This is a genomic window from Photobacterium sanguinicancri, from assembly GCF_002265265.1.
Lineage (GTDB): Bacteria > Pseudomonadota > Gammaproteobacteria > Enterobacterales > Vibrionaceae > Photobacterium > Photobacterium sanguinicancri.
On sequence record NZ_NOIF01000064.1, the window covers coordinates 1 to 24,584 of the forward strand.

Annotated in this window: 26 protein-coding genes; 12 read left to right on the forward strand and 14 right to left on the reverse strand. The window is 43.9% G+C overall.

The genetic code is table 11. From position 1 onward, the window contains the following. The first annotated feature begins 78 nt into the window (after positions 1-78). The 3 genes from ASV53_RS11435 (at position 79) to ASV53_RS11445 (ending at position 1,252) form a co-directional block, all read left to right on the forward strand. Positions 79-417, forward strand: a complete 339-nt coding sequence (locus ASV53_RS11435; RefSeq protein WP_062687976.1) for a DUF2956 domain-containing protein — start codon at positions 79-81, stop codon at positions 415-417. A 78-nt stretch (positions 418-495) separates the two neighbouring features. Beyond that, positions 496-945: a DUF1499 domain-containing protein gene (locus ASV53_RS11440; protein ID WP_094957185.1), complete on the forward strand. Its 450-nt coding sequence runs from the start codon at positions 496-498 to the stop codon at positions 943-945. Between the two features lie 106 nt (positions 946-1,051). Beyond that, positions 1,052-1,252, forward strand: coding sequence for a hypothetical protein (locus tag ASV53_RS11445; protein WP_094957186.1), 201 nt, complete (start codon positions 1,052-1,054; stop codon positions 1,250-1,252). 101 nt (positions 1,253-1,353) lie between these two features. Here the strand turns inward: ASV53_RS11445 and ASV53_RS11450 are convergent, their stop codons facing one another. The 6 genes from ASV53_RS11450 to napF form a co-directional block, all read right to left on the reverse strand. Further along, complete coding sequence (locus ASV53_RS11450) at positions 1,354-1,488, reverse strand: TIGR02808 family protein (RefSeq protein ID WP_094957187.1); 135 nt, start codon at positions 1,486-1,488, stop codon at positions 1,354-1,356. Between the two features lie 21 nt (positions 1,489-1,509). Further along, positions 1,510-2,082: a NapC/NirT family cytochrome c gene (locus ASV53_RS11455; protein WP_062687973.1), complete on the reverse strand. Its 573-nt coding sequence runs from the start codon at positions 2,080-2,082 to the stop codon at positions 1,510-1,512. Positions 2,083-2,093: 11 nt separating this feature from the next. Beyond that, positions 2,094-2,567, reverse strand: a complete 474-nt coding sequence (locus ASV53_RS11460) for a nitrate reductase cytochrome c-type subunit (RefSeq protein ID WP_094957188.1) — start codon at positions 2,565-2,567, stop codon at positions 2,094-2,096. Between the two features lie 75 nt (positions 2,568-2,642). Continuing rightward, entirely contained in the window at positions 2,643-5,132 is a 2,490-nt protein-coding gene (gene napA / locus ASV53_RS11465) for a periplasmic nitrate reductase subunit alpha (protein WP_094957189.1), read from the reverse strand. Next, on the reverse strand, positions 5,129-5,401 hold the full coding sequence (locus ASV53_RS11470; protein ID WP_094957190.1) for a chaperone NapD: 273 nt from the start codon (positions 5,399-5,401) through the stop codon (positions 5,129-5,131). The genes napA and ASV53_RS11470 overlap by 4 nt, the downstream gene beginning before the upstream one ends. Positions 5,402-5,404: 3 nt before the next feature. Further along, entirely contained in the window at positions 5,405-5,896 is a 492-nt protein-coding gene (napF, locus tag ASV53_RS11475; protein ID WP_094957191.1) for a ferredoxin-type protein NapF, read from the reverse strand. Positions 5,897-6,216: 320 nt separating this feature from the next. Between napF and narQ the strand changes: the two genes are divergently transcribed. Genes narQ through ASV53_RS11490 form a run of 3 tightly spaced genes read left to right on the forward strand, consistent with a single transcriptional unit; the run spans position 6,217 to position 8,887 of the window. Next, positions 6,217-7,914 (forward strand): nitrate/nitrite two-component system sensor histidine kinase NarQ, encoded by a 1,698-nt coding sequence (gene narQ, locus ASV53_RS11480; protein WP_094957192.1) that lies wholly within the window; start codon positions 6,217-6,219, stop codon positions 7,912-7,914. Positions 7,915-7,924: 10 nt separating this feature from the next. Next, positions 7,925-8,551, forward strand: coding sequence for a response regulator (locus tag ASV53_RS11485; RefSeq protein WP_094957193.1), 627 nt, complete (start codon positions 7,925-7,927; stop codon positions 8,549-8,551). Beyond that, entirely contained in the window at positions 8,552-8,887 is a 336-nt protein-coding gene (locus ASV53_RS11490; RefSeq protein ID WP_094957194.1) for a DUF4156 domain-containing protein, read from the forward strand. It begins immediately after the preceding gene. A 99-nt stretch (positions 8,888-8,986) separates the two neighbouring features. Here the strand turns inward: ASV53_RS11490 and ASV53_RS11495 are convergent, their stop codons facing one another. Continuing rightward, the gene (locus ASV53_RS11495; protein WP_062687967.1) at positions 8,987-9,265 is read right to left on the reverse strand and encodes a winged helix-turn-helix domain-containing protein; all 279 of its coding nucleotides are present in this window, start codon (positions 9,263-9,265) and stop codon (positions 8,987-8,989) included. A 567-nt stretch (positions 9,266-9,832) separates the two neighbouring features. Between ASV53_RS11495 and ASV53_RS11500 the strand changes: the two genes are divergently transcribed. Genes ASV53_RS11500 through ASV53_RS11515 form a run of 4 tightly spaced genes read left to right on the forward strand, consistent with a single transcriptional unit; the run spans position 9,833 to position 12,266 of the window. Then, the gene (locus ASV53_RS11500; RefSeq protein ID WP_094957195.1) at positions 9,833-10,198 is read left to right on the forward strand and encodes an ArsC family reductase; all 366 of its coding nucleotides are present in this window, start codon (positions 9,833-9,835) and stop codon (positions 10,196-10,198) included. Between the two features lie 14 nt (positions 10,199-10,212). Further along, on the forward strand, positions 10,213-11,343 hold the full coding sequence (gene dapE / locus ASV53_RS11505; protein WP_094957196.1) for a succinyl-diaminopimelate desuccinylase: 1,131 nt from the start codon (positions 10,213-10,215) through the stop codon (positions 11,341-11,343). Continuing rightward, the gene (locus tag ASV53_RS11510) at positions 11,343-12,038 is read left to right on the forward strand and encodes a M15 family metallopeptidase (RefSeq protein WP_094957197.1); all 696 of its coding nucleotides are present in this window, start codon (positions 11,343-11,345) and stop codon (positions 12,036-12,038) included. The genes dapE and ASV53_RS11510 overlap by 1 nt, the downstream gene beginning before the upstream one ends. Continuing rightward, positions 12,039-12,266 carry a DUF2897 family protein gene (locus tag ASV53_RS11515; RefSeq protein ID WP_062687963.1) on the forward strand — a complete coding sequence of 76 codons (228 nt, stop codon included), beginning with the start codon at positions 12,039-12,041 and terminating at the stop codon, positions 12,264-12,266. A gap of 140 nt (positions 12,267-12,406) precedes the next feature. On the opposite strand, the gene ASV53_RS11520 is transcribed toward ASV53_RS11515, so the two are convergent. From ASV53_RS11520 to ASV53_RS11545, 6 genes are all read right to left on the reverse strand, one after another. Then, positions 12,407-13,648 (reverse strand): glutamate-5-semialdehyde dehydrogenase, encoded by a 1,242-nt coding sequence (locus ASV53_RS11520; protein ID WP_439126484.1) that lies wholly within the window; start codon positions 13,646-13,648, stop codon positions 12,407-12,409. 71 nt (positions 13,649-13,719) lie between these two features. Continuing rightward, positions 13,720-14,937, reverse strand: a complete 1,218-nt coding sequence (gene proB, locus ASV53_RS11525) for a glutamate 5-kinase (RefSeq protein WP_390959984.1) — start codon at positions 14,935-14,937, stop codon at positions 13,720-13,722. A gap of 118 nt (positions 14,938-15,055) precedes the next feature. After that, positions 15,056-15,463 carry a sigma factor-binding protein Crl gene (crl, locus tag ASV53_RS11530; RefSeq protein ID WP_062687961.1) on the reverse strand — a complete coding sequence of 136 codons (408 nt, stop codon included), beginning with the start codon at positions 15,461-15,463 and terminating at the stop codon, positions 15,056-15,058. Between the two features lie 154 nt (positions 15,464-15,617). Next, on the reverse strand, positions 15,618-16,880 hold the full coding sequence (gene frsA / locus ASV53_RS11535; RefSeq protein ID WP_094957199.1) for an esterase FrsA: 1,263 nt from the start codon (positions 16,878-16,880) through the stop codon (positions 15,618-15,620). Positions 16,881-17,128: 248 nt separating this feature from the next. Continuing rightward, positions 17,129-17,587, reverse strand: a complete 459-nt coding sequence (gpt, locus tag ASV53_RS11540) for a xanthine phosphoribosyltransferase (protein WP_094957200.1) — start codon at positions 17,585-17,587, stop codon at positions 17,129-17,131. Positions 17,588-17,633: 46 nt separating this feature from the next. Beyond that, positions 17,634-18,923 carry an NCS2 family permease gene (locus tag ASV53_RS11545; protein ID WP_062687959.1) on the reverse strand — a complete coding sequence of 430 codons (1,290 nt, stop codon included), beginning with the start codon at positions 18,921-18,923 and terminating at the stop codon, positions 17,634-17,636. Between the two features lie 1,349 nt (positions 18,924-20,272). Between ASV53_RS11545 and ASV53_RS11550 the strand changes: the two genes are divergently transcribed. Next, a complete protein-coding gene (locus ASV53_RS11550; protein WP_094957201.1) occupies positions 20,273-21,733 on the forward strand; it encodes an aminoacyl-histidine dipeptidase in 1,461 nt (486 codons plus the stop codon). A gap of 86 nt (positions 21,734-21,819) precedes the next feature. Here ASV53_RS11550 and dinB read toward each other — a convergent pair whose 3' ends face one another. Then, entirely contained in the window at positions 21,820-22,890 is a 1,071-nt protein-coding gene (gene dinB, locus ASV53_RS11555; protein WP_275657098.1) for a DNA polymerase IV, read from the reverse strand. A 342-nt stretch (positions 22,891-23,232) separates the two neighbouring features. On the opposite strand from dinB, the gene ASV53_RS11560 reads away from it, so the two are divergent. Further along, complete coding sequence (locus ASV53_RS11560; RefSeq protein WP_094957202.1) at positions 23,233-24,468, forward strand: GGDEF domain-containing response regulator; 1,236 nt, start codon at positions 23,233-23,235, stop codon at positions 24,466-24,468. Positions 24,469-24,584: the final 116 nt, after the last annotated feature.

Sequence of the window (24,584 nt, forward strand, 5' to 3'; positions counted from 1 at the left end):
ATACAAAATAGTCCATAACATTTCTGCCTGAAATTCACGTATAATCAATGGAAATGCAGCCTAACCTTATGGATTTAAATGTCTAATTCAAAACAACACCAAGCACCGTCACAAGAGACGCAAGATGAAGCTATGAAAATTGCGCGCGCAACGCAAAAGACAGGTCAAACCAAAGAACAGACAAAACTGATAGCACAAGGCGTCCAAAAAGGTATTGAACTGTATAAAAAACAACAGAAATCAAAAGCACGCGAACGTGATAAGTTAAAGAAGAAGCAAACTAAAAGCAGTAACAAATCAGAAGCCACACAAGAAGAGACTTCAATCACGTCACATATTGAATATAAGCAACATTGGTTACCATGGGCCCTACTGTTCGCTTCATGGGGTGGCTTTGCGTTCTATCTGCTACGGTAGGATAAGTGAAAGGTACTCAGGCTTACTCACTCGCTGAGCTATCACATAAGTTATTGCCGAATCATTACAAGGATAAGTATGAATAAACATCTAATTCGACTCCCGCTATTCTCTCTTTCTATAATGCTATTCGGTTGCTCAAATGCTGATAGCGTCAATATAGCGAATCGTACGGGCTTACCCTGCAATGATAAGCCTAATTGCGTCTCAACCATCGATGAACGTGCTGAGTACAGCCTTGACGCTTTCAACCTATCTGAAGCGGGTCTAGATAGTTGGCCGCAAATTGAACAAGTTGCCTTAGCCCTTCCTGGTGCTCGACTGGGTGAGCGCGCTGAACGGTATATTCGTGTTGAGTGTGTCAGTAGCGTATTCAAATTTGTTGATGACTTTGAAGTTCATCAAAACGGTGACATGCTTGAAGTTCGATCAGAATCCCGAACAGGTTACTCGGATTTTGGGGTTAACCGCGAACGAGCAGAGGCTTTTCGACAACAGCTGCTCGAAGCGAAGCTGATCGCACCGTAGAGTGAGTGGAGATCGATCACAGAAGGGAGAAAGCCAAAAATCAAGTTGGTAATAATTCTCATTTAGATCTATAGTATATCCATCGACATACTTGATGGAGAAGATCATGGACAGACCAACATTTCTTATCTTTAGCTTCCTTGGCTTATTGCTCATGGCTACGCTGCATTTAGGTGAAATTTGGTTTAGCCAAGAATCTTCAAACATTGCCCACTTAATCATAGAGTGGCTGCCCATTTATACAGTGTGGGCCATGCTACTTATCATCGGGCTGGTGAAGCGCGTATCGACAATTCAGCCCCAGTAGGCGTATAGGCCCGCTCACTGACAGCCATACGATTTTGTCTCATAAAAAAACCACGCCGCTACCGACGTGGTTTAATACTTAGCTTGATTATTGCCATTCTATTAAATGTTTTTGTCTTTACCCAAAGACAGCAACCCGATAGAAATGACAGCTACAGCAGCAAAGCCAGATAAGATGATTACAGGCATTGCAGCATAACCAAGTACGTGCCAGATAATCGACTCTAAAGTACTCATCGCTCATTTACCCCTTAGTTATTACCAACCTTCGACATCTTTCATGTCAGGCAGTTTATGTGCAATACCTTTATGACAGTCTACACATGTTTTATCGCCTGAAGCCAGTGCTGTCGAGTGTTGCTTAACACTACGAGGTCCTTGCTCTGAGAAATCCATGTAATCGAAGTTATGACAGTTACGACACTCTTGCGAGTCGTTATTTTTCATGCGCTTCCATTCACGATGCGCTAAATGGCCTCGACGTGCTTGGAATTTCTCTTCGGTACCTATGGTTCCCATTGCAAATGCAACAAGCTCTTTTGATGCCTGTACTTTACGTACAATTTTATCAGTCCAGTTATGTGGTACGTGACAGTCAGAACAAATAGCACGTACGCCAGAACGGTTAGAGTAGTGAACGGTTTCACGGATTTCTTTCACAATCGGTGCGTGACAACCAGAACAGAACTCTTCAGTGTTTGTCGCTTCCATACCCGTGTTAAACGCGCCCCAGAATGCCAAACCACCAATGAAACCCATAAACAACACTAAACCAACAGCCACCTTACTCGGTGATGTCATTCGGCGCCAAAACGCCTTTAATATGTTCATAAATGCCCCTTTTATTCCACGCTGTCGCGTAATGCATCAACACGCTCGAAGGTGTTGCCAACTAAAGGCTTAGCATCAGCTTGGGGAACGTGGCACTGCTGACAGAAGTAACGACGAGGCGATACATCTGAAAGCACTTGGCCTTCACGTGTTTCATAGTGGGTTACACTAATTTTTGTTGCGCCCATTTCTTTTGCATTCTTCCAGCTATGGCACGATAAACATTTATTCGCATTCAACGATACTTCGTAGTTACGAATAGTATGTGGAATAAGTGGTGGCTGATAAACGTAATCGCTATCAATCACACCTTGGTCTCGCGGATAACGTTTAAAGTCATCAGCAGGACGCGTTGTTTCAAGTTCACTTGCACCGCGTAGTGATTCAACACCACCAATACCGCGCTCATATTGAGCATCGTCACTGTGCGCAACACCTGTGAAAAAAAGCCCTACCGTCATAAGGGCAAGCATTAATCGTTTCATTCTTTTCTCCGCCTATAATGGCTAAATTCGAAGCTAGTATCCTGCCTCTGACAAGAAGCAGGATTGGCTTATCAATTACGCGACTTTAGTAATTTTGATTGGACACTTCTTGTAATCTGTCTGTTTAGACAGCGGATCAGTTGCATCCAAAATCAACTTGTTCACCAAAACACGTGCATCAAAGAACGGTACGAAAACCAAGCCTACTGGCGGACGGTTACGACCACGCGTTTCAACGCGACAACGCACTTCACCACGACGAGAAGCAAGATTAACTTCGTCACCACGGCGCAATCCACGAGTTTGTGCATCATCTGGGTGGATATAACACACTGCATCAGGTACAGCTTTGTATAGTTCAGGTACACGACGTGTCATAGTACCTGTGTGCCAATGCTCAAGAACACGGCCTGTACATAGCCACATATCGTATTCTTTATCTGGCATTTCAGGTGCAGGTTCAAACGGTGCAAAAATGATGTTTGCTTTGCCATCACCATGGCCATAGAAGCGGAAACCTTCGCCTGCTGGTACGTATGGATCCGAACCTTCAGCAAAACGCCATTGTGTTTCTTTACCATTCACAACTGGCCAACGTAGACCACGCACTTGGTGGTAAACATCGTATGGTGCTAAATCATGCCCGTGGTCACGACCAAACATTGCATACTCTTCGAAAAGACCTTTCTGTAGGTAGTAGCCTTGTGCTTTTGCATCATCGTTCAGTTCTTGCGCTTCAGATAGTGGGAACTTATCTACTTGGCCGTTACGGAACAAAACTTCGTACATGGTTTTGCCACGGTACTCAGGTTTCAGAGCTAATAGCTCTTCGCCCCACACTTCTTCAATTTTGAAGCGCTTAGAGAATTCCATGATCTGCCAAAGGTCAGATTTCGCATCACCTTGTGCTTCTACTTGTTGGTACCAAACTTGTGTACGACGTTCTGCGTTACCGTAAGCGCCTTCTTTTTCTACCCACATTGCTGTTGGTAGGATCAAATCAGATGCTTGCGCCGTTGCCGTTGGGTATGGGTCAGAACATACGATAAAGTTCTCTGGGTTACGGTAACCCGGTAGACGTTCTTCATTGATGTTTGGACCCGCTTGCATGTTGTTGTTACACATTACCCAGTAAGCATTTAGCTTGCCGTCTTTTAACATGCGATCTTGTAAAACAGCGTGGTAACCTGGTTTTGGTGGAATAGTACCTTCTGGTAGCTTCCAAATACCTTCCGCGATAGCACGGTGCTTAGGATTAGCAACAACCATATCTGCTGGTAAACGGTGCGAGAAAGTACCCACTTCACGCGCTGTACCACAAGCCGATGGTTGGCCTGTTAGTGAAAATGGGCTGTTACCAGGCTTAGAAATTTTGCCTGTTAGCAAGTGAATGTTGTACACCAAGCTGTTCATCCACACACCGCGAGTATGTTGGTTCATACCCATAGTCCATAGTGACATCACTTTGGTGTTTGGATCCGCGTATTGCTTTGCCATCTCAAGTAGTTTCGCTTCTGAAACACCTGACATTGTTGATGCTTTTTCTAGGGTGTACTCAGCAACAGACGCTTTATACTCTTCAAAGTTCATCTCGTGCATTTTGCCCGAGTTAGCATGGGCCGCTTTTTGTTGAAGCGGGTGCTCATCACGCAGACCGTAACCGATGTCAGTTTCTGCGCGTTTGAAGTTCGTGTGCTTGTTAACGAAATCCCAGTTAACTGCATCGTTTTGAATGATGTAATTAGCAATGTAGTTCGCAATAACAAGGTCAGTTTGTGGCTCGAAAATCATACCGTTATCAGCCAACTCGAATGAGCGGTGATAATAAGTAGAAAGCACGTTTACTTTAACATGAGGGTGACTTAGACGGCGGTCAGTAATACGTGTCCACAAAACAGGGTGCATTTCAGCCATATTTGAACCCCACAGAACGAATGAGTCTGCGTGTTCAAAATCATCGTAACAACCCATAGGTTCATCGATACCAAAAGTACGCATAAACGCACCTACAGCCGATGCCATACAGTGGCGGGCATTGGGATCAATATTGTTAGAACGGAAGCCCGCTTTCATCATTTTCGATGCAGCGTAACCTTCCATTACTGTCCACTGGCCAGAACCGAACATGCCCACACTTGTTGGGCCTTTTTCTTTCAGTGCGGCTTTCCATTTTTCAGCCATGATGTCGAACGCTTGATCCCAAGAGATCGGCGCAAAGTCACCATTTTTATCAAACTTACCGTCTGTCATACGCAGCATAGGTGTTTGCAGGCGATCTTTACCGTACATGATCTTAGATAGGAAGTAGCCTTTAATACAGTTCAGGCCTTTGTTCACTGGCGCTTCAGGGTCACCCTGAGTTGCCACAACTCGACCATTCTGTGTACCCACAAGTACTGAACAACCTGTACCACAAAAACGACAAGGCGCTTTGTCCCACTTAATTTTAGTTTGGTCAGAACTAACGATTAGGTTAGTTGCTGACGCAGGCAGGGTAATTCCCGCAACAGCAGCGGCTGATGCTGCCGCGTTTGCTTTCACAAACGCACGTCTTGTCATTTTCATGAGTCGTCCTCAGATTGCGAATCGAAGTGTTCAATTTGGTGATACACTAAAAAAGTGATTAAAACGTCTTCTAAATTATTGATTTTATCTATTGTGTCTGTCACGTAGCCTTGATTTTCCGTTTCAAGTACTACAATGATTTTTCCTTCTTTACTCTCGCCGTGTATTTCTGTGTTTGGCATCTCTAAAATCTGAGCTTTTACTGCTGCTAGGGACTCAGGTTTGACATGCACTACAAGACTAGAGATATGTACTTCATCCAGTGCCATACGCTACTTCTCTTCTAATTTTCTGGTCACCATGGTGATGGCGGATGTTGGACAAGTCGCCACACATGCACCACAGCCATTACATAGATCCAATTCCAGCTCTGGTTGTGCAACACCACCAGCCTGTAACTTAAATCGAATGGCTTGTACTTCGCACATATCGCCACAACTTCGGCATTCAACATTGCTTTGAGCTAAACATTGCTGATTTATTCGTGCCTTTACATCCCAAGCAGCTTCCGTCGTAGAACGAAAGAGCGGCTCTGGACATGCATCTACACACTGGGTGCAGAAAGTACATTCACCTTGGTTAAAGTCGATAGTAGGAAATCCACCATCGCCTTTGACTATAATTTTCGTTTCACAGGCTGAGAGACATTTGTTGCATCGTGTGCAGTTATCTACGAAAGTGTCTTCATCAACAAGCCAAGGCATCCTTGGTAGTGCTGGGGTACGACGTCGAGATAATAAGTTTCGCCGTCCACGATCAAACATCAATTGCTACCTCAAAAACGCACTTTATGAAATAAGATGAACAGACATTGGCCTGTAATAATCAATCCTTGTATTAATAGGTATTAACGACCTCTGATACTGTTCATAATTGCTCATTATTCTTCACGGCAAGTCTAGAACTATTAACAAATGCTTAAATACCCAGTTAGGGTTAATTAACGACTTTATTTGTTTTGGATCAATAAACTGAAATGACAACCCTCACACTATTTGGCTTACAATTTCACCAATGAATGAATCGTTGGTTTTTTAACCAGTTATCAATCACTACTAAAAATAATAGAACATAAGGATGCTGCGTGCAGAATAGGCCACAAAAGCCCGTTACAACGACGATTGCTCGTGCCATGTTGGCCATATTGTTACTCTCGATTGCCACCACTAGCTTTGCTTTGCTGACACTTGCATCTAGCTTGAATGATGCCGAGGCAATCAATGTGTCAGGTTCACTGCGGATGCAAAGCTATCGGTTAGCCTATGACATTCAAGCTGACTCCCCACTTTTCAATGAACATCTCGATCAATTTGAACAATCGCTATTCTCACCTTCTATGGCCGCACTCGAACATTGGACAGTACCTGCCGATATTCAACGCCATTACTACAAGCTGATTGATCGTTGGGAAAGCCTGAATCCATCACTTGCCATCGAGAACGAAACCCGTTTCGTACAAGAAGTCGCCACCTTCGTCGATAATATTGATAGGTTCGTGTTTGAACTTCAGGAATTTTCTGTCATAAAACTGCAAATTTTATCGATAACAGGTGGGGTCGGCCTAAGCCTTATCTTAGTAATCGCACTGTTTACTATTCACTTCACCCAACGGAAAATCGTCAGCCCGCTAAACCAATTGGTTGCTGCCAGCCAACAAGTACAAAATGGCGATTTTGATGTAAGAATTGATGTAAAGAGTGACAACGAATTGGGCATTTTAGCAGGTATTTTCTCGAAAATGGCTGCAGAACTTGGCAAACATTACCGAAACTTAGAGCAGTCGGTTAATGAAAAAACACGCCGATTACGCCATGCTAATGCATCGCTCCAAGTTTTGTATAATTGCTCTCAAGAGTTATCTGTTACTCGCTTAACCGCTCAAAACTTTAAGAATATGCTCGATACATTAGTCGAGATTGAAGGACTTACTGCTGTTACTCTCACAATTACCGAAAACAGTGGAGCGGAGACAGTAATAAAGGCAGGAGCTGGTGTCGCTACAGAGCGTTATTGGCATCATCAAGACTTAATACTCGACAGCCAGATAATGGGACAGCTACACTGGCAAGAAACCTTACCCTGCCCTGATCATGCACTTATTGATAACGTCGCTCGGCTATTAGGCCGCGGTATCTACTATAATCGCGCTCAAAAGCAGGCAGATCAATTACTATTAATGGAAGAACGTGCCACCATTGCACGTGAACTTCATGATTCGCTTGCCCAGTCACTGTCTTATTTGAAAATTCAGGTCACATTACTAAAGCGCCAACTGGCAAAGCAAGAACATGAACATGCAGAACAGATAATTGCCGAAATAGATAACGGTTTATCAAGTGCGTACACCCAGCTTAGAGAACTGTTAAGCACTTTTCGTTTAACCATTAAAGAAGCCAATTTTGGTGAGGCCCTTGTTGAGATAATGAAACCACTTGATGAGCAAACAGATGCGATGATAATCATCGATAATCAGTTATCATCACTTAATCTCGATGCGCACCGCCAAGTGCATTTATTACAGTTGATCCGCGAAGCCACATTGAATGCCATCAAACATGCGCAAGCTGATGAAATCATCATTACCTGCCAACAACAAGATGAGCAGGTCAATATTACAATCTGTGACGATGGTTTAGGCTTCGATCAAAGTAACGAAAAACTCAACCATTACGGGTTAGCCATTATGGCTGAACGGGCTGATCGCTTAAATGGTGAAGTAACAATAACCTCAGAGCCAGAGCAAGGTTGCTGCGTTACACTCAGCTTCTTGCTAACGCCATAAGGATAATAAAATGACGTGTTGGAAAGTAATGATCGTCGATGACCACCCGCTAATGCGTCGTGGTATTGGCCAGTTACTCAGTTTTGAACCAGATTTTGAATTAGTCGCAGAAGCAAGCAATGGTGCAGATGCCGTTGGGCTAGCCCATGAAAAAGAACCCGATCTGATCCTGTTAGATCTAAATATGAAAGGCATGTCAGGTTTAGATACCTTAAACACCATGCGAGCGGAAGGGATCGAGAGCAGCATTGTGGTATTAACCGTTTCTGACAGCCGTAACGACGTTAAGACACTGATCCAAGCAGGTGCTGACGGTTACCTACTAAAAGATACCGAGCCCGATGAACTAATCCGTTTACTGAAAGAAGCCATGTGTGGTGGTAAAGCCTACAGCAGTTTAGTGAAAGAATACCTGACCGATAATGTTGAGCAAGACAGCTTGCTTGATAGCCTTACCGATCGTGAAACCCAGATTTTACAAGAAGTCGCCAAAGGTCACCGTAATAAACAAATTGCGGATACTCTCTTTATTTCAGAAGCTACCGTGAAAGTGCATATGAAAAGCTTGCTGAAAAAACTGCAAGTGAAATCACGAACAGCAGCAACGGTACTGTACCTAGAATCGCAAGGGCTATAAGTGAAACAGTACTTTGTACTTGGCTTTGTGCTATTGACTTTGAATGGCTGTACAACCACCCCTGTCACACTGAAAGGTAAACAGGTTGATATTGTTTGGAATGTGGAAACTACCAGCCAGCAATGCCAGCTAAAAAGCACACTAGTGGGATCAGAGGGGTCATGGTACAACTTTTGGTTACTTGCCAATGACTCACTAGTAGAAGGCGCATTGAACCAACTACGCAACCAAGCTGCATCCGTTGGGGCTAATACTGTTTTATTGGGTCAGCCAGTTCCTTATGCTTCTTCTGTCACTTATATCGGCAATGCCTATTACTGCCCGTCGAAAAAATAAGACACTTAACGCCAAGTCAACGCTTCGCAAACAACAATCAAAAAAAACCGCCGAAAGGCGGTTTTCTTTTGATGACAGATTAACACTAACGTATAGAAGCTAAGCCAACGCGCTGATTAAATCCGGTTCACGATCTTCAACCCAAGCGGGATCAAACGGCCCCCAATCACTCAATTTATAGTAGCCATCGTTATGACGCTTACCATCTTGAATAAAGGTCAACTCAAAACCCAAACCGGGTAATGCTTTTAATACATCCTGAATAGTTCGACGAGGCCAGCCCGTTTTCTCGATCAATTTAGGGACGTTAGGACGTTCGATATGTTCAACTAATAAAGCCAAATAAAGGCGGCGTGCAAAAACTGGATTCAATTCCATTGAGACCTCCACAATACTCATTTGAGTAATCATCTGAAGCGATCGTCGTTAAAAATGACGGCAAATAACTACTCAAATAGGTATATCCTTGGCAAAGGCCTTGAACGAACAAGGCGCACTCATTATTGCGACAATCTAAAATGACATGTTGAGTTTGATCAATATGCGAGTCTGTTTACCGTATATTCCATCCTATAAGTGGGCATCCATCACACTTTGGTGGTGTTTATCTGCAACCATTTTAGCCGCCAGCAAGTAAGCATTTACTCACAACAGCAATAAATCGCTCACTTTACAATCAGTTCTTGCTCGATTTAGTACTAATGCCTCGCTATAACAGCATGTTAGCTCAGGTTAATTTGTCATCTATTATTGATTCATTCCATATTCCAAAAATCTGTAACCAATAAACAAAAGCCAACCAACGACTATAGGCACTCACCATACTCCTCGACATACTGACAAGGACAAAATCAACCCCGCTCTCATATTGCACCTAGGTCTCATTCTGGTTATAAAGGAGACCTATACCTCATTTTAATAACTCATTAGGTAAGTCGGCTCACAATGAAAACAACTGCATACGGCATCAAAAACTGCGACACCATCAAGAAAATGAAAAAGTGGTTTGAAGCTGAAAATATTGAGTACCAATTTCACGATTACCGTGTCGAGGGCTTGGATCTAGAAATGTTAGAAGCATTTGAAGCGGCATTGGGTTGGGAGCCGATGGTTAATAAGCGTGGCACAACTTACCGTCAGCTCAGCGATGAGCAAAAAGATGGCCTAAACCGTGACACGGCAATCAGCTTAATGCTGGAATTCCCAGCAATGATCAAGCGTCCTCTGCTTGTTCACAACGAAAGCCATTACCTCGGCTTTAAACCTGCGCAATATCAAGAGATCTTTGCATCTCACGTTGCAGCGAAATAAGGAAGGATACAAGGATGTCAGAAAGCCCGGTAATTGCACTGGCCAAAGATTTTATTAGTCGCCAATCCGTCACGCCTGAGGATGCAGGCTGCCAAGACGTTATGATTGCACGCCTTGAAAAACTTGGCTTCATCATAGAAACCATGGTATTTGAAGATACGACTAACCTGTGGGCTCGTCGTGGCAGTGAAGCGCCATTGTTTGTCTTTGCAGGCCACACCGATGTGGTCCCTTCAGGCAAGGTCGCGCTATGGCATACCCCTCCGTTTGAACCAACCATTATCGATGGTTACTTACACGGTCGTGGCGCAGCGGATATGAAAGGTTCACTGGCGTGTATGATTGTTGCTATTGAACGATTCATTGCTGAAAACCCTAATCATGCTGGTTCAATCGCCTTATTGATCACATCAGATGAAGAAGGGCCATTCATTAACGGGACAACCCGTGTGATTGACACCCTAGAAGCACGTAACGAAAAGATCGATATGTGCATTGTGGGTGAACCCTCTAGCACCCATGAAGTCGGTGATGTGGTGAAAAATGGCCGTCGTGGTTCGATTACGGGTGATATTACGGTAAAAGGCATACAAGGCCATGTCGCCTATCCACACCTTGCTGATAATCCAGTTCACCGCGCCATGCCTGCACTGGCAGAGTTAGCAGCCACTACGTGGGATAACGGCAATGACTACTTCCCACCCACCAGTTTTCAAATTGCCAATCTTGCAGCAGGAACAGGGGCATCCAATGTGATCCCTGGTGAGTTCGAGGTGCAGTTTAACCTCCGCTTCAGTACAGAGCTAACGGATGAAGACATCAGACGTAAAGTGCATTCTGTGCTGGACGCACATGGGTTAGATTACGATCTTAAATGGACGTTAAGTGGCCAACCTTTCCTTACCGATCACGGTACCCTACTTGATGCTGTTGTAACGGCAATCGAAACGGTCAATCACAAACGTCCTGAGCTATTAACCACGGGTGGGACATCTGATGGGCGCTTTATCGCCCGTACAGGAGCCCAAGTGGTTGAACTAGGCCCGGTGAATGCCACTATTCATAAAGTTAACGAGTGCGTAAAAGTCGCTGATCTTGAAAAGCTGACCGATATGTACCAAAAAGTATTGGAAAACGCGCTCTAATGCCGACCACTCCATTTGCCCATCGCATTAGCGATGGGCTGCTAACTGGTCAATCAACCGATCACCTTGTTAGCCACCAGCAGCACTTTATTCATCAGGCGATTGAACCTGACTTCTTGGCGATGCAGCAAGCCGCAAAAGTGGCGGGCTTTGAGCTATGCCTTGCCAGTGGCTTTCGCTCGTTCGAGCGCCAACAAATGATTTGGGATAATAAATTCAACGGTCTGCGCCCGATTCTGGATCATAATAGCCAGCCATTAGATCCTGAGTTATTGTCTGATAAAGAAAAGATCATGGCGATCCTACGTTGGTCTGCTCTTCCGGGGGCGAGTCGGCATCATTGGGGAACAGATATCGATATCTATGCCCGCAACTGTCTCCCTGTGGGCGTCCAACTCCAATTAGAACCATGGGAATACCAAGATGGTGGGCACCAAGCCGAACTAGCCCAATGGTTAACAGAGCACATGGCTAAATACGGTTTTTACTTACCCTATAAAAATGACCTTGGTGGCGTCTCTGCTGAACCTTGGCACCTCAGCTATCACACCGTCAGCCAGCCATTATTACAGCACTTCACATTAGAGTTGCTCCATCGCACAATTAACCAAAGTCAGGTCGCTGGAAAGTCGCAGATTTTGGCAAACCTTGATAGTATTTATAACAGGTTCATTATTAATATCTGTGAGGTCTAAATGGAATGGTTACTGAATCCGTGGGTGATCACAGCTGTCATATTAAGTGTTGTTGTCAGTAATATTATGGCTTTGAAGTACACCGCCAATATGAAATTTGGCGACAAAGATAAAATCAAATATTTAAAAGAAAAACACGATCGTGAACAAGCATTAGCAGAAGAAGAAAAAAATGCTAAGCAAATCAGTGAAGAGTCTCCTTCAGACATAAATAACACCCAAAAATAAGCTTATATTTATACCAATCTAACTAAGCACCTGATCGTTTTTACTGATTACAATCACTGATAACTAGGTTACAGACTGTTATTACACCCATTAAAAAAGGTTGCCGAGGCAACCTTTTTTGTACGCAAATTATCGCTGATTTATGAGCGGCACAAGTAATCTGCTTGCCCTACCCATTTGTAACTGGTTAACTCTTCTAAGCCCATAGGGCCACGCGCATGCAGTTTTTGAGTAGATACTGCAACCTCAGCGCCTAAACCAAACTGAGCACCATCGGTGAAGCGTGTTGATGCATTGACATACACTGCCGCCGAGCCCGCGGCATTCACGAAACGTTCTGCCGATTGAATATCGTTCGTTAGAATCGCATCTGAGTGGCTCGCATTATGCTTACGCATATGTGCAATAGCTTCATCAACGTCTTTAACCACCTTCACACCTAGCGTGAAGCTCAGCCATTCCGTATCGAAATCACCATCCACAGTATGACGCAGTTCAGACGCTTTGCCTTCCAGTAAGTCATAGGCGCTTTCATCTGCCACTAGCGCGACTTTACTTTTGTTCAAGCGATCAGCCAAACGCGGTAGGAAAGCTTCCGCTACCTTTTCATGCACTAATAAGGTATCCAATGCATTACATGCTGACGGGCGCTGCGCTTTGCTGTTTTCAACCACATCAAGAGAACGTGATAAATCGGCACTTTGATCAACAAACACATGGCTGATACCAAACCCACCGATGATCACTGGGATGGTGCTGTTCTCTTTACACATCTTGTGTAAACCCGCGCCGCCGCGAGGAATAATCATATCGACATATTGATCTAAGCGAAGCAGTTGCGAAACTAACTCGCGATCTGGCTTTTCAATGTATTGCACAGAAGCCGCAGGTAAACCTGCTTTTTCTAGTGCGACTTGAATCACTTTCACTAGCTCCATGTTGGAGTGGAAAGTTTCACGACCACCACGAAGAATACTGGCATTACCTGTTTTCAAACATAGAGCGGCAATATCAATAGTCACGTTCGGACGTGCTTCGTAAATCACCCCAACAACACCCAGTGGAACACGGCGACGGCTTAGGCGCATACCATTTTCAAGTACACGGCTGTCTAGCTCTGCGCCCACAGGATCATTGAGATTTATCACATTACGCACATCGTTCGCGATATCACTCAAACGCGCTTCGTTCAGTAACAGACGATCGACTAAAGCATCTGACATGCCTGATTCACGGGCAACATCTATGTCTTTCTGGTTCGCGGCTAAAATAACCGCTTGGTTTGCATCAAGCTCGTCAGCGATAATCGCTAATGCTTGGTTTTTCTGTGCTGTCGATGATGTTGCAAGTTCAAACGCCGCTTGTTGCGCCGCTTTACCCATTAATTCTAAGTTCACAATGCTTCCCTTTATTCTTATCTTTTCGAGGCTGTTAAGCACAAGGCTAAAGGCGACTAAATGACAACCAAGTCATCACGGTGAATCGCAACTGGGCCATATTCGTACCCAAGTACCTGATAAATATCTTGGCTGTGTTTGCCCGCAATTTTGGTCATATCTTTGCTGCTATAACGGCAAAGCCCACGAGCCAACAACGCACCTTCCGTCGAATAAATACGTACCACAGCGCCACGTTCAAAGCTGCCTTTTACAAGAGTAATACCCTTAGACAATAAGCTACTGCCTCGCAGCTGTACCGCATTAGCGGCGCCAGTATCAATAATAATATCGCCAGCGGGTGGAGGACCGGCAAGGATCCAACGCTTACGGCTTTCTAATGGTGACTCGAGCGGTAAAAAGCGCGTACCAACCGAAGTGTCACCCACAATATCGGCAATCACACCAGGACGACTACCCGCAGCAATCACCACTTCAATACCCGCACGACGTGCAACATCAGCGGCTTGAAGCTTAGTTGCCATGCCACCAGTGCCTAAACCGCCCACACTACCACCTGCTAGTTTGCGCAGCGTTTCATCTATGGTGTGTACTTCGCGGATCAGTTCTGCATCTGGGTTATTACGAGGATCAGCGGTAAATAAGCCAGGTTGGTCTGTCAGTAACAGTAACTTGTCTGCTCCCGCTAAAATCCCCACTAAAGCTGATAAGTTATCGTTATCGCCCACTTTGATTTCAGTGGTGGCAACCGCATCGTTTTCATTCACAACAGGAATGATACCGTTATCAAGCAGGGCGACAATCATGTCGCGCGCATTCAGATAACGCTCACGATCATCAAGATCTGCACGGGTTAATAGCATTTGACCGACATGCAGCCCATAAATGCCAAAAAGGTGCTCCCACTCTTGAATTAAACGACTCTGACCAACAGCGGCGAGTAACTGCTTGCTGGCCATGGTTTTGGGCAGTTCGGGGTAACCTAAATGCTCGCGACCGGCGGCAATAGCACCAGACGTTACGATGATAACTTTATGACCTTGACGACGTAACTGAGCGCACTGACGAACAAGCTCAACAAGATGAGCGCGATCGAGTTTCAATGTACCGCCTGTTAGTACGCTAGTACCAAGTTTAACAACTACAGTTTTTTGCTTTACCGCTTGGGTCTCAGACTGTGCTGTATGAGTTCCCGCGAGGTCCTGCTCTTTTGCATTTAGGTATGTATTTTCTGCCATGGGATCAAACAAATTAGTGAACAAATTTTTGTTCATTTGTTTTATCAATCCCACCTACAAATCACAAGAAAATACTGCGAGAAAGGGTGATTTTCTTTATTCTTGAGGAGAAAAGCCTAAGTGCCGTCAATAATGCGCACTTAGGCTAGAGGGGTTAGTCACTAGCGCCTAATTCGGCTTCCTTTAAATCAGCTGCCGCAATAACAGGCAACTCGAAGGTTTCATCTAACAATTTCGTCAGTTTTGGGTAAAAATCATTCAGTGTTTTGAGTACCGCTTCACTGTGTTTAGCCGGTACTTTATCTTCTACCCATTCACCTGCGCTGTTATATCGGCCAAAGAAATAACGGTATTCATATCCACCTTTTTCGCTGGCGTTGAGCTCTAGCCACCAGCCCCAAAACTCACGTTCATGAGGCTCTTTTTTAGCGCTAATACAACTGGCCAGACAATCAAAGAAAAAAGCACCTTCTTTTGATTGTTGCTTGCGTAAATAAGGGCCGATCGCAGTTAATTTTGTTAATAGGCGGCCATAAGGTGGAAAAGCTGTTTGAGTCGTCATCGCGTATCTCCTATCCATAGTTACAGTACGCAATTTGCTATTGACTTAACAACCAATAACTTACTGCTTATTCTCAAAACCTAACTATTCCATTTAAGCCTAAAAAAAGCCCAATTGGCAACAAAATATTTACAATTATGCTGCCAAACCTAAGCTATTTCCCTAACTTCTCTTCCAGCCAGTCCATGATAGTGAGCATTGCACGATGGTAACCATCATGCAGTGGCTTCTCTGGCAATGTCACTGCCTTTCCACCATAACTCGATATAGCAATCAACTGGTTATCTGTTTCAGGACACACAGGATCGTTCTTCAAACTGATACCCAGCATAGGTACATCCACTTTACGGCGCCCTAATAACCCTTGATTTTTTAGCGACCATGCCGGCAAGTGCGCAAGCAGACTTTGTCTTGATACGCCATGCTTACCCATGCGAGAGGCAATCATATCAAGGTACATCTGTGGCATTTGATCAAGCAGCTTCGGCTGTGATAAGAAACCATGAATTGCCCCACCAATACTGATGCAGGTTTTTAAGCGCGTTGGCTCTAAAAAGCCTAAACGGATCGCGGCATTACCGCCAAAGCGCAGCCCCATCATCGCCACTCGATGGTGATCAACCCAAGGTACTTCTTTAATTTGCTGTAACAACGCCTGATGTAAACGGCTTGTATCTTCCGTTAATGACCAACGAGCACTGTGGCCAACCGATGGCATGTCCAGCGTCACCATCGCATAACCTGCAGGTGCTAAGTAATCGCGGTATAAAGGCCATAAGTCACTTTGTAACGTATCAAGCCCACCACTCACAATCACTGTCGGCAGTAACTTGTCTGTTCGCGGTAAATGGATAAAAGCTTGAAAGGTTTTACCTTCATACTTCACATCAATAGTTTTCATTTGATGTGGCGAAAGCTCCATCGCTTCACGGTAAGTTTGGTTCGCCTGCACTTCAGCTTGTGCCGCTAACGTATCCCCCTTCAAGTGTGGGTAAGCGGCAATACTGTAATAAGTACTGGATTTTAGCAGCTCATCAATGGCTTTTTGAGGCTGCTTGTTATCAACCAATTCACGTGATTTTTTATGGTGTTGACCCGCTAACTGTGACCATTCATAAATCCAGTTACCCGGCCGATACCCAACGACGGTATCGAGTTGATCTTCCGAGGTACGTGCGGAGTCACTTCCCGCTAAACGGGCAAATAAGGCTTCCATTTCGATCGGATCAACGCCCTGCCAGATCCATTGTGGACGACGCAGACTTCGATACCAACCATGTTCGGTATCGCCATCGAGTGCATTGTGCACGCCAGAAGCTTGTTGATGAGCTATACGCACTAAGCTTGAGGTTTCTTTGGATGTCTGACGAGGTGCAAACAGCTTTTCAGATAAATTCGACTTTGATGGTTCAGACACAGTGTTCTCCATAGCAATAACGATAACAACAATAAAAACGGGTGCTTGCAGTTAAATACAAGTCCTAAAAAGCAGTCATTATCGAAAAATAGTACCTAAGAGATAATATATACCGACTACGCCAAGTATAACACTCATCACACCTGGCTTTTATGGGTATTCTTGATGAAGAACAAGCCATATAGTACAGATAAAAAAAAGAGACGCATCAGCGTCTCTCTTCAATATATCTTTATGGTGATAGCAGATTATTTCTTTGAGATAGGCTCAACGAAAGTCACAGCCATGTCCCATGGTTGCTCAATCCATGTATCTTGAGCAATATCAACCACGTAATCATCGATAAGGTGCTTACCAGCAGGTTTAGCACAAACCGTAACGAACTTCGCTTTTGGGTACATAGAGCGGATCAGTTCAGCTGTGCCGCCTGTATCCACAAGATCGTCGATTACGATGAAACCTTCACCGTCACCGTCCGCTTGTTTTAGCACTTTCATTTCACGCTGGTGATCGTGGTCGTAACTTGAAATACATACGGTATCAACGTGACGAATGTTAAGCTCACGCGCTAGGATTGCCGCAGGAACCAAACCACCACGACTAACTGCAATAATACCTTTCCACTGATCAGCTGGAAGCAGTTTCTCTGCTAGCTGACGTGTGTACATTTGCATGTTATCCCATGTAATGACGAACTTATTACTCATATCCGATGAACCTCTAATCAGCGAAATTGTTCACTGTTAACCTGTGTTATAGAAAAATAATTTTAGCAAGAAATAGTGCAGCAATAACCCAAACGCTCGCGTTTACTTCGCGTCCTTTACCACTCATCAATTTTACAACTGCATAAGTGATGAAGCCAAGGCCAATACCTTCAGCAATAGAGTAAGTCAGTGGCATTAATAAACACACCACCACGACTGGCGCTGCTTCGGTTAAATCACGCCAATCAACACTTACTAAGCCAGACATCATTAGAATGGCAACATAAAATAGCGCACCAGCTGTCGCATAGGCAGGAACCATACCCGCCAATGGGGCAAAAAACAATGCACATAAGAATAATACACCAACCGTCACCGCAGTTAGACCTGTACGACCGCCAACTGCCACACCCGACACACTTTCAACAAATGACGTAGTATTCGACGTACCCAATAATGCACCAACAGATGTTGCTGTACTATCGGCTAATAATGCTCGGTTTAGACGCGGTAATTTACCGTCTTCACCAATCAAATTTGCTTTTGTTGCCACACCCACTAACGTACCTGCGGTATCAAACAAGTCGACAAATAAGAAAGCAAAAACAATCGAAATTAAGCCCACTTCCATTGCACCAGAAAAATCAAGCTGCAAGAACGTAGGTGCGATACTTGGTGGCATCGACATTATGCCGCCATATGTCACGTCACCAAATAAAATACCAAGCAGTGTTACCGCCAGAATCGCAATCAATACCGCCGCTTTGTAACCACGGTGCACTAGTGCAATAGTTAAGAATAAACCTAACGCCGCCAACGCTGCAGGTAAGCTGGTTAAATCGCCCACATGCACCAAGGTTGCAGGATTACCCACAACGATGCCTGCGTTTTGTAGCGCGATGAACGCAAGGAATAGACCAATACCTGCTGAGATACCAGTACGCAGTGACAGTGGGATCGCATTAATGATCCACTCGCGTACCTTTAATAAACTTAAAGCAATAAAACACAAACCAGACAAGAATACCGCAGCCAGTGCTACCTGCCATGTGTGTCCCATGCCCATTACAACACTGTAAGTGAAGAAAGCATTAAGCCCCATACCGGGTGCTTGAGCAACTGGGTAATTAGCAACAAAACCCATAATGAAACAACCAATCATTGCAGCTAAACACGTAGCAACAAAAACAGAACCGTGGTCCATACCTGTTTGCGACAGCATCGTTGGGTTAACAAAGATGATGTACGCCATGGTCAGAAAGGTAGTTAAACCAGCCAGTAATTCAGTGCGAACGTCTGTACCGTGTTCTTTCAGTTTAAATAGTTTCTCAAGCATTGCTCTCGATTCCTTGGAGATTTACGCAGCATTTATAAAGGTAAATTCATCAACAAGCGTTGGCATAAACGTTAAGTAAACGATTAGGTAAACGTTTGCTATTTTGGGTTTAGGAGCGCGATTATATGCCTCAACCCAATGAAGATCCAGTAATGAGATGCAGAATGGTGTAATTTAGTGCCAACTGAACAAAAAACTCACCACCAGATTGCGCTTGATTTTTTTAAACTTTTAAATCAATAAGTTAAAAGCATATGCACTGTGTGTTATTTCACCACCTTTAAAATTGTCTACTTATCATTAACAAACAATCTATCAAGTTAAGTAGTGAATATGAGGCTTTACAGTAAATGTAATCGAATACAGCTTTCAACTGACAATCAATTTCATACGCTATATACGAACTAGATTTAATAATGCGAGGTAATACAAGGGGGGGGAATTAAGCTAATAGATAAAAAAACGCCACCCCAATGTGGAGTGGCGATAGAATGTTGCAAATAACTTTATACAGCTATTTTAAATTCTGAAGTAAGGGGGTAAACAATACTGCTCAAAGAAAATAGTGTTCATCACTCACTATTTTCTGAAAATTAGTAACCGAAGTAACTCGGGTATTGGAAGTTCGATGTGTAAACAGAGCGGTTGTTCCAATAAGTAGTAATAGAGTCAAATATTTTCATTTTAAAATCACCTTTCATAAGTTATCCAAACACATGCACAGTCAGCATGGCTCAATTCCTTGGAGCAATAACCTTCACTGGTAGCACTTAATCTCAGTTCCATGGAGGCGATATATCGGGTTCATCCTGAACAGTTAGTGTGTCGTTGTCATCTCTTCATAAGATGCAGAAACTATAACCACATCGTAATTTACTTACAAGCATTTTCTTTAACTACGTCACACTTTTTCTAAAAAAATTAGCTTTGATCGTAAATAGTGTAATTTAATTACACGAAACAAATAGGCAATCAGATCCATAATAACTATTAGGTATATCACACCATAAATACGCCTCTTGTATTGTTTTGTTATTCCTCTTAGCTATGAGCTGTAGTTACGGTTCAAATGAGCAAAAGTGTGCAATAAAAGATATTCAGAAATCACAGCACATAGATAGAAGCAGCCGTTTACTCTATAACGTGCCCTAGCGCTTATACTATGCTTACTGAGACACATTTCACTGTTCCCCCTACATGCACAGTGGTATCCTTGAATGCACTTGGATAGTAAGTTGTGCTGCAAAAGGCGGCTTATTAATAGATATTCATCTAGTGAATTCAGTGACAACCTTATAGATCGACTAGATCGTTAAGATGTCACTACTGATATTCAAAGGGAGACTTCTGTGTCTGAAATCAGCCAACTGTCACCACAACCTGTGTGGCAATTCTTCGATCAAATCTGTTCTATTCCACACCCATCGAAATACGAAGAGCAACTTGCTCAGCACATCATCCAATTCGCACAAGGTGAAGGCCTTGAAGTACGTCGTGATGATGTAGGCAACGTATTCATTAAGAAACCTGCAACGCCAGGTATGGAAGATCGTAAAGGTGTAGTACTACAAGCTCACATCGATATGGTGCCTCAGAAGAACGAAGACACCGACCACGATTTCTTACAAGATCCTATCCTGCCATTTATTGATGGCGAGTGGGTTACAGCAAAAGGCACAACGCTGGGCGCTGATAACGGTATGGGTATGGCTGCATGTTTAGCTGTTCTTGCCGCTAAAGATGTTGAACACGGCCCACTGGAAGTACTGCTTACAATTGATGAAGAAGCCGGTATGACGGGTGCATTTGGTCTGAAAGAAGGTTGGTTAGAAGGCGATATCCTTCTGAACACCGATTCAGAGCAAGAAGGCGAAGTTTACATGGGCTGTGCTGGCGGTGTTGATGGTTCTATCACTGTAGAAGTTGTACGCGATGGCGTACCAGCAGAGCATCAAGCTGTTAAAATGGTTCTTAAAGGCCTGAAAGGCGGTCACTCAGGTTGTGATATTCACACCGGTCGTGGTAACGCGAATAAATTACTGGGTCGCTTCCTATTTGCTCACGCTGAAGAGTTAGGCCTTCGCCTTTCATCTTTCACTGGTGGTAGCCTTCGTAACGCTATTCCTCGTGAAGCAAACGCAGTTGTAACATTACCTGCTGCAAACGTTGATAAGCTAAACAGCCTATTTACTCACTACCAAGCAGTACTAAGCGCTGAACTAGGCCGTGTTGAAACAGACATTGCCCTATTTACAGAACAAGCTGAGCTTCCTGCTAATGTATTTGCAGCAGCAGACCAGACACGTCTTCTAGCTGTACTTAATGCTTGCCCTAACGGTGTTATCCGCATGAGTGATGACATTGCTGGTGTTGTTGAAACATCACTAAACGTGGGTGTTATTACAACAGAAGAAGACAAAGTAACGATTCTTTGCCTTATTCGCTCGCTAATCGATTCTGGCCGTAGCAATGTTGAAGGCATGCTAAAAGCAATTGCTAACCTTGCGGGTGCACAATGTGAGTTCTCTGGTGCTTACCCGGGCTGGAAGCCAGATGCTGATTCTGAAGTAATGAAGCTATTCCGCGAAACTTACAACGACATTTACGGCCGTACACCAAACATCATGGTGATCCACGCAGGTCTTGAGTGTGGTCTATTTAAAGAACCATACCCAAATATGGATATGATTTCTTTCGGCCCAACGATTAAGTTCCCGCACTCACCTGACGAAAAAATACAGATTGAAACTGTTGCCCTATTCTGGGAACAAATGGTGGCGATTCTGAAGAACATCCCAGTTAAAGCTTAATTGCTCAACTGAAACAAAAACGCCCGTAAACTCGGTTTGCGGGCGTTTTTTTATGCCGGGCTGAAACCATTGTAACTCAGCAGTTTCTAATTCCAATCAAACGAAAGCTGTTGAGCTTTGGTGCCAGTTTCTAAACCAACACTCAACCCTATCAAACGGATCTCCCGCCCTTGCTGACGTGTTAACGCTTCTTGCAGTAAACCCACGAACTGCGCTTTATCTAATACTGCTTGCACATGCTCTACTGTGGTTTGTTGAAAATCAGCAAATTTAATCTTTACACCCTGCTTGGCAATATTCAGCTCAGGGCGTACTTTAGCCAATCGCTTTTCAAGTTCTGGATACAGTTTTTCAATCACTTGCCAGCACTCTTGGTATTCACTGATATTCACCGAAAATGTGCGCTCAACACCAACCGATTTACGTTGCCGCTCAACCACTACTTCTCGTTCATCAACACCGTGAGCACGAGACCATAATGACTGACCAAATTTACCAAATTGTTGTAATAATAAATGGCGGTCATAAGCTTGTACGTCTTTGCCTGTGTACATCCCTTTGTCGTGCAGTTTTTGGATCGTAACTTTACCCACCCCTGGAATTTTCTCTAACTTTAATTCTGCGACAAAGTCAGGGATCTGATCGGGCGTTACTACAAACTGACCATTCGGCTTATTCAAATCAGACGCGACTTTAGCAATAAACTTGATAGGAGCTATCCCTGCTGATGCAGTTAAATACAGCTCTTCTTCTATTGTTCGACGAATATCTTGAGCAATTAAGGTGGCAGATCCATGCAGTAATTCACATTCAGTGACATCGAGGTACGCTTCATCAAGAGAAAGCGGTTCTATCTTATCGGTATATCGTGAAAAGATTTCTCTAATATGCTGAGACACTTCCTTGTATACCGCCATGCGTCCCGGTACCAAGGTAAGAGTGGGACATAATTTCATTGCATGACCTGTTGCCATAGCAGAACGTACACCGTATTCACGGGCAAGATAATTACATGTGCTGATCACACCACGTTGCTCAGAACGGCCCCCGATGGCAATCGGAATATCACGCAGACTGGGATCATCGCGCATTTCGACCGCTGCATAAAAGCAATCCATATCAACATGAATGATTTTCCGTTGCCGTGTCTCTTGCACCTACAATTACCTGTTGCTATGGCTTACGCGCGCGCCGAGCCTGTTTATACATACAGTGTAATTATAAGCACTTCCCATTAGAAATAAAGTAGGAAATGAGGAAAACGGTTCACGGTAAGATCCATGAAAAGCCCCTCTCGATGGCTATCGAACAACTAAAAACTGATAACTAACCGAGAATCAGGGACGAATAAAAGGATGGAATAATTTTACACTCACTAATGAAGCCATTTCTTGTGAGCAACATCAGAGTCAGAGACTTTATCAGTTACATTGGCAACATGAACGAGCTTAAAATCTAACAGATATATCAATAAGGCATCAACGAACAAGGAGTTCCACTTGTGCAATCGTATTCTGGTTGTTGAGGACAGCAAAACATTTCGTAACTTTCTCCAGCTGCAACTTCAACAAGGTGGGTTTGTTCCCATCTTTGCTGCAACCATCGCTGAAGCACAATGTTTGATAGCCCAAGATAAGGATTTCCTCTGTGCAGTACTTGATTACTGCCTGCCTGATGGCCAAGACGGCGAAATTATCGATATTGTCTTAGGGCATGAGATTAAATCCGTGGTGCTCACCGCGCAATTTAGTAATGCCATTCGTGAGAAGGTACTGGCGAAAGGCGTACTTGATTACTTGCTCAAAGACAGTGCTGAATCCGTTTCCTATCTAGTACCGCTGTTACAACGCATTCAAGCGAATGATCAACACAAAGTATTAGTGGTCGATGACTCTACGGTAGTACGTAATTACTTGATTAATCTGCTCGAGCGGCAAAACCTGACGGTGATTGAGGCGGAAAACGGTCGTGAAGCATTAGTACAACTGGCTAAACACACCGATGTATCTTTGATCATCACAGACAATGACATGCCAGAAAAAGATGGGATCACCCTAACCCGTGATGTGCGTAAAATTCGCAGTCGAAACCAAATTGCTATTCTGGGTTTATCCGCAAGTAGTGATGATTCAATGACCGCGCAATTTCTTAAAGCGGGTGCTAACGACTTCCTCTACAAGCCCTTTAACCAAGAAGAGTTCAACTGTCGCCTTCATCATATTTTGAACATGAAAGATACTGCCGACAAGCTCTACCGAATGGCGAACCAAGATGCGTTAACCGGATTGTGGAATCGTCGCTATTTCTTTGATCAACAATGTAAGCCGCATTGCCATCAACCAAACATTGCCATGATGGATATCGATTTTTTCAAAAAGGTCAATGACACTTATGGCCATGACGGTGGTGATACCGTATTGGTACACATTAGCCAATTACTGCAAAAACACTTTAAAGATGCGGTCGTAGCGCGTTTTGGCGGTGAAGAATTTTGTATTCAGCTCTGTGGTCCTTTTGATTCATTCCATCAGCGACTCGAAATATTGCGCCAAGACATAGAAGCACAAAAAATCGCATACAACGACAGTCAAATTCAGGTCACTATGAGTGTTGGTGTGGTATCAGCCAATGAAGAGTGCTTTGATATAGACGGACTTTTATCTATCGCTGACAAACGATTATATTGCGCAAAAGAGAATGGGCGCAATCAAGTGGTTTCCACAGCCCCACAATAACAGCACCATATAGGACAAACAAAAAAGCCTGAGTCACAATGAAATGACCCCCAATAGTTGGACAACCAATTATTGGGGGTCTTTTTTATGTCCAAATATAGTCGTGAATTAAAGCT

Excerpts from the sequence above, each read along its gene's own strand:
- ASV53_RS11435 (WP_062687976.1), top strand. The coding sequence starts at position 79 with ATGTCTAATTCAAAACAACACCAAGCACCGTCACAAGAGACGCAAGAT.
- ASV53_RS11440 (WP_094957185.1), top strand. The coding sequence starts at position 496 with ATGAATAAACATCTAATTCGACTCCCGCTATTCTCTCTTTCTATAATG.
- ASV53_RS11445 (WP_094957186.1), top strand. The coding sequence starts at position 1,052 with ATGGACAGACCAACATTTCTTATCTTTAGCTTCCTTGGCTTATTGCTC.
- ASV53_RS11450 (WP_094957187.1), bottom strand. The coding sequence starts at position 1,488 with ATGAGTACTTTAGAGTCGATTATCTGGCACGTACTTGGTTATGCTGCA.
- ASV53_RS11455 (WP_062687973.1), bottom strand. The coding sequence starts at position 2,082 with ATGAACATATTAAAGGCGTTTTGGCGCCGAATGACATCACCGAGTAAG.
- ASV53_RS11460 (WP_094957188.1), bottom strand. The coding sequence starts at position 2,567 with ATGAAACGATTAATGCTTGCCCTTATGACGGTAGGGCTTTTTTTCACA.
- napA (WP_094957189.1), bottom strand. The coding sequence starts at position 5,132 with ATGAAAATGACAAGACGTGCGTTTGTGAAAGCAAACGCGGCAGCATCA.
- ASV53_RS11470 (WP_094957190.1), bottom strand. The coding sequence starts at position 5,401 with ATGGCACTGGATGAAGTACATATCTCTAGTCTTGTAGTGCATGTCAAA.
- napF (WP_094957191.1), bottom strand. The coding sequence starts at position 5,896 with ATGTTTGATCGTGGACGGCGAAACTTATTATCTCGACGTCGTACCCCA.
- ASV53_RS11485 (WP_094957193.1), top strand. The coding sequence starts at position 7,925 with ATGACGTGTTGGAAAGTAATGATCGTCGATGACCACCCGCTAATGCGT.
- ASV53_RS11495 (WP_062687967.1), bottom strand. The coding sequence starts at position 9,265 with ATGGAATTGAATCCAGTTTTTGCACGCCGCCTTTATTTGGCTTTATTA.
- ASV53_RS11500 (WP_094957195.1), top strand. The coding sequence starts at position 9,833 with ATGAAAACAACTGCATACGGCATCAAAAACTGCGACACCATCAAGAAA.
- dapE (WP_094957196.1), top strand. The coding sequence starts at position 10,213 with ATGTCAGAAAGCCCGGTAATTGCACTGGCCAAAGATTTTATTAGTCGC.
- ASV53_RS11510 (WP_094957197.1), top strand. The coding sequence starts at position 11,343 with ATGCCGACCACTCCATTTGCCCATCGCATTAGCGATGGGCTGCTAACT.
- ASV53_RS11515 (WP_062687963.1), top strand. The coding sequence starts at position 12,039 with ATGGAATGGTTACTGAATCCGTGGGTGATCACAGCTGTCATATTAAGT.
- ASV53_RS11520 (WP_439126484.1), bottom strand. The coding sequence starts at position 13,648 with ATGGGTAAAGCGGCGCAACAAGCGGCGTTTGAACTTGCAACATCATCG.
- proB (WP_390959984.1), bottom strand. The coding sequence starts at position 14,937 with ATGAACAAAAATTTGTTCACTAATTTGTTTGATCCCATGGCAGAAAAT.
- crl (WP_062687961.1), bottom strand. The coding sequence starts at position 15,463 with ATGACGACTCAAACAGCTTTTCCACCTTATGGCCGCCTATTAACAAAA.
- gpt (WP_094957200.1), bottom strand. The coding sequence starts at position 17,587 with ATGAGTAATAAGTTCGTCATTACATGGGATAACATGCAAATGTACACA.
- ASV53_RS11545 (WP_062687959.1), bottom strand. The coding sequence starts at position 18,923 with ATGCTTGAGAAACTATTTAAACTGAAAGAACACGGTACAGACGTTCGC.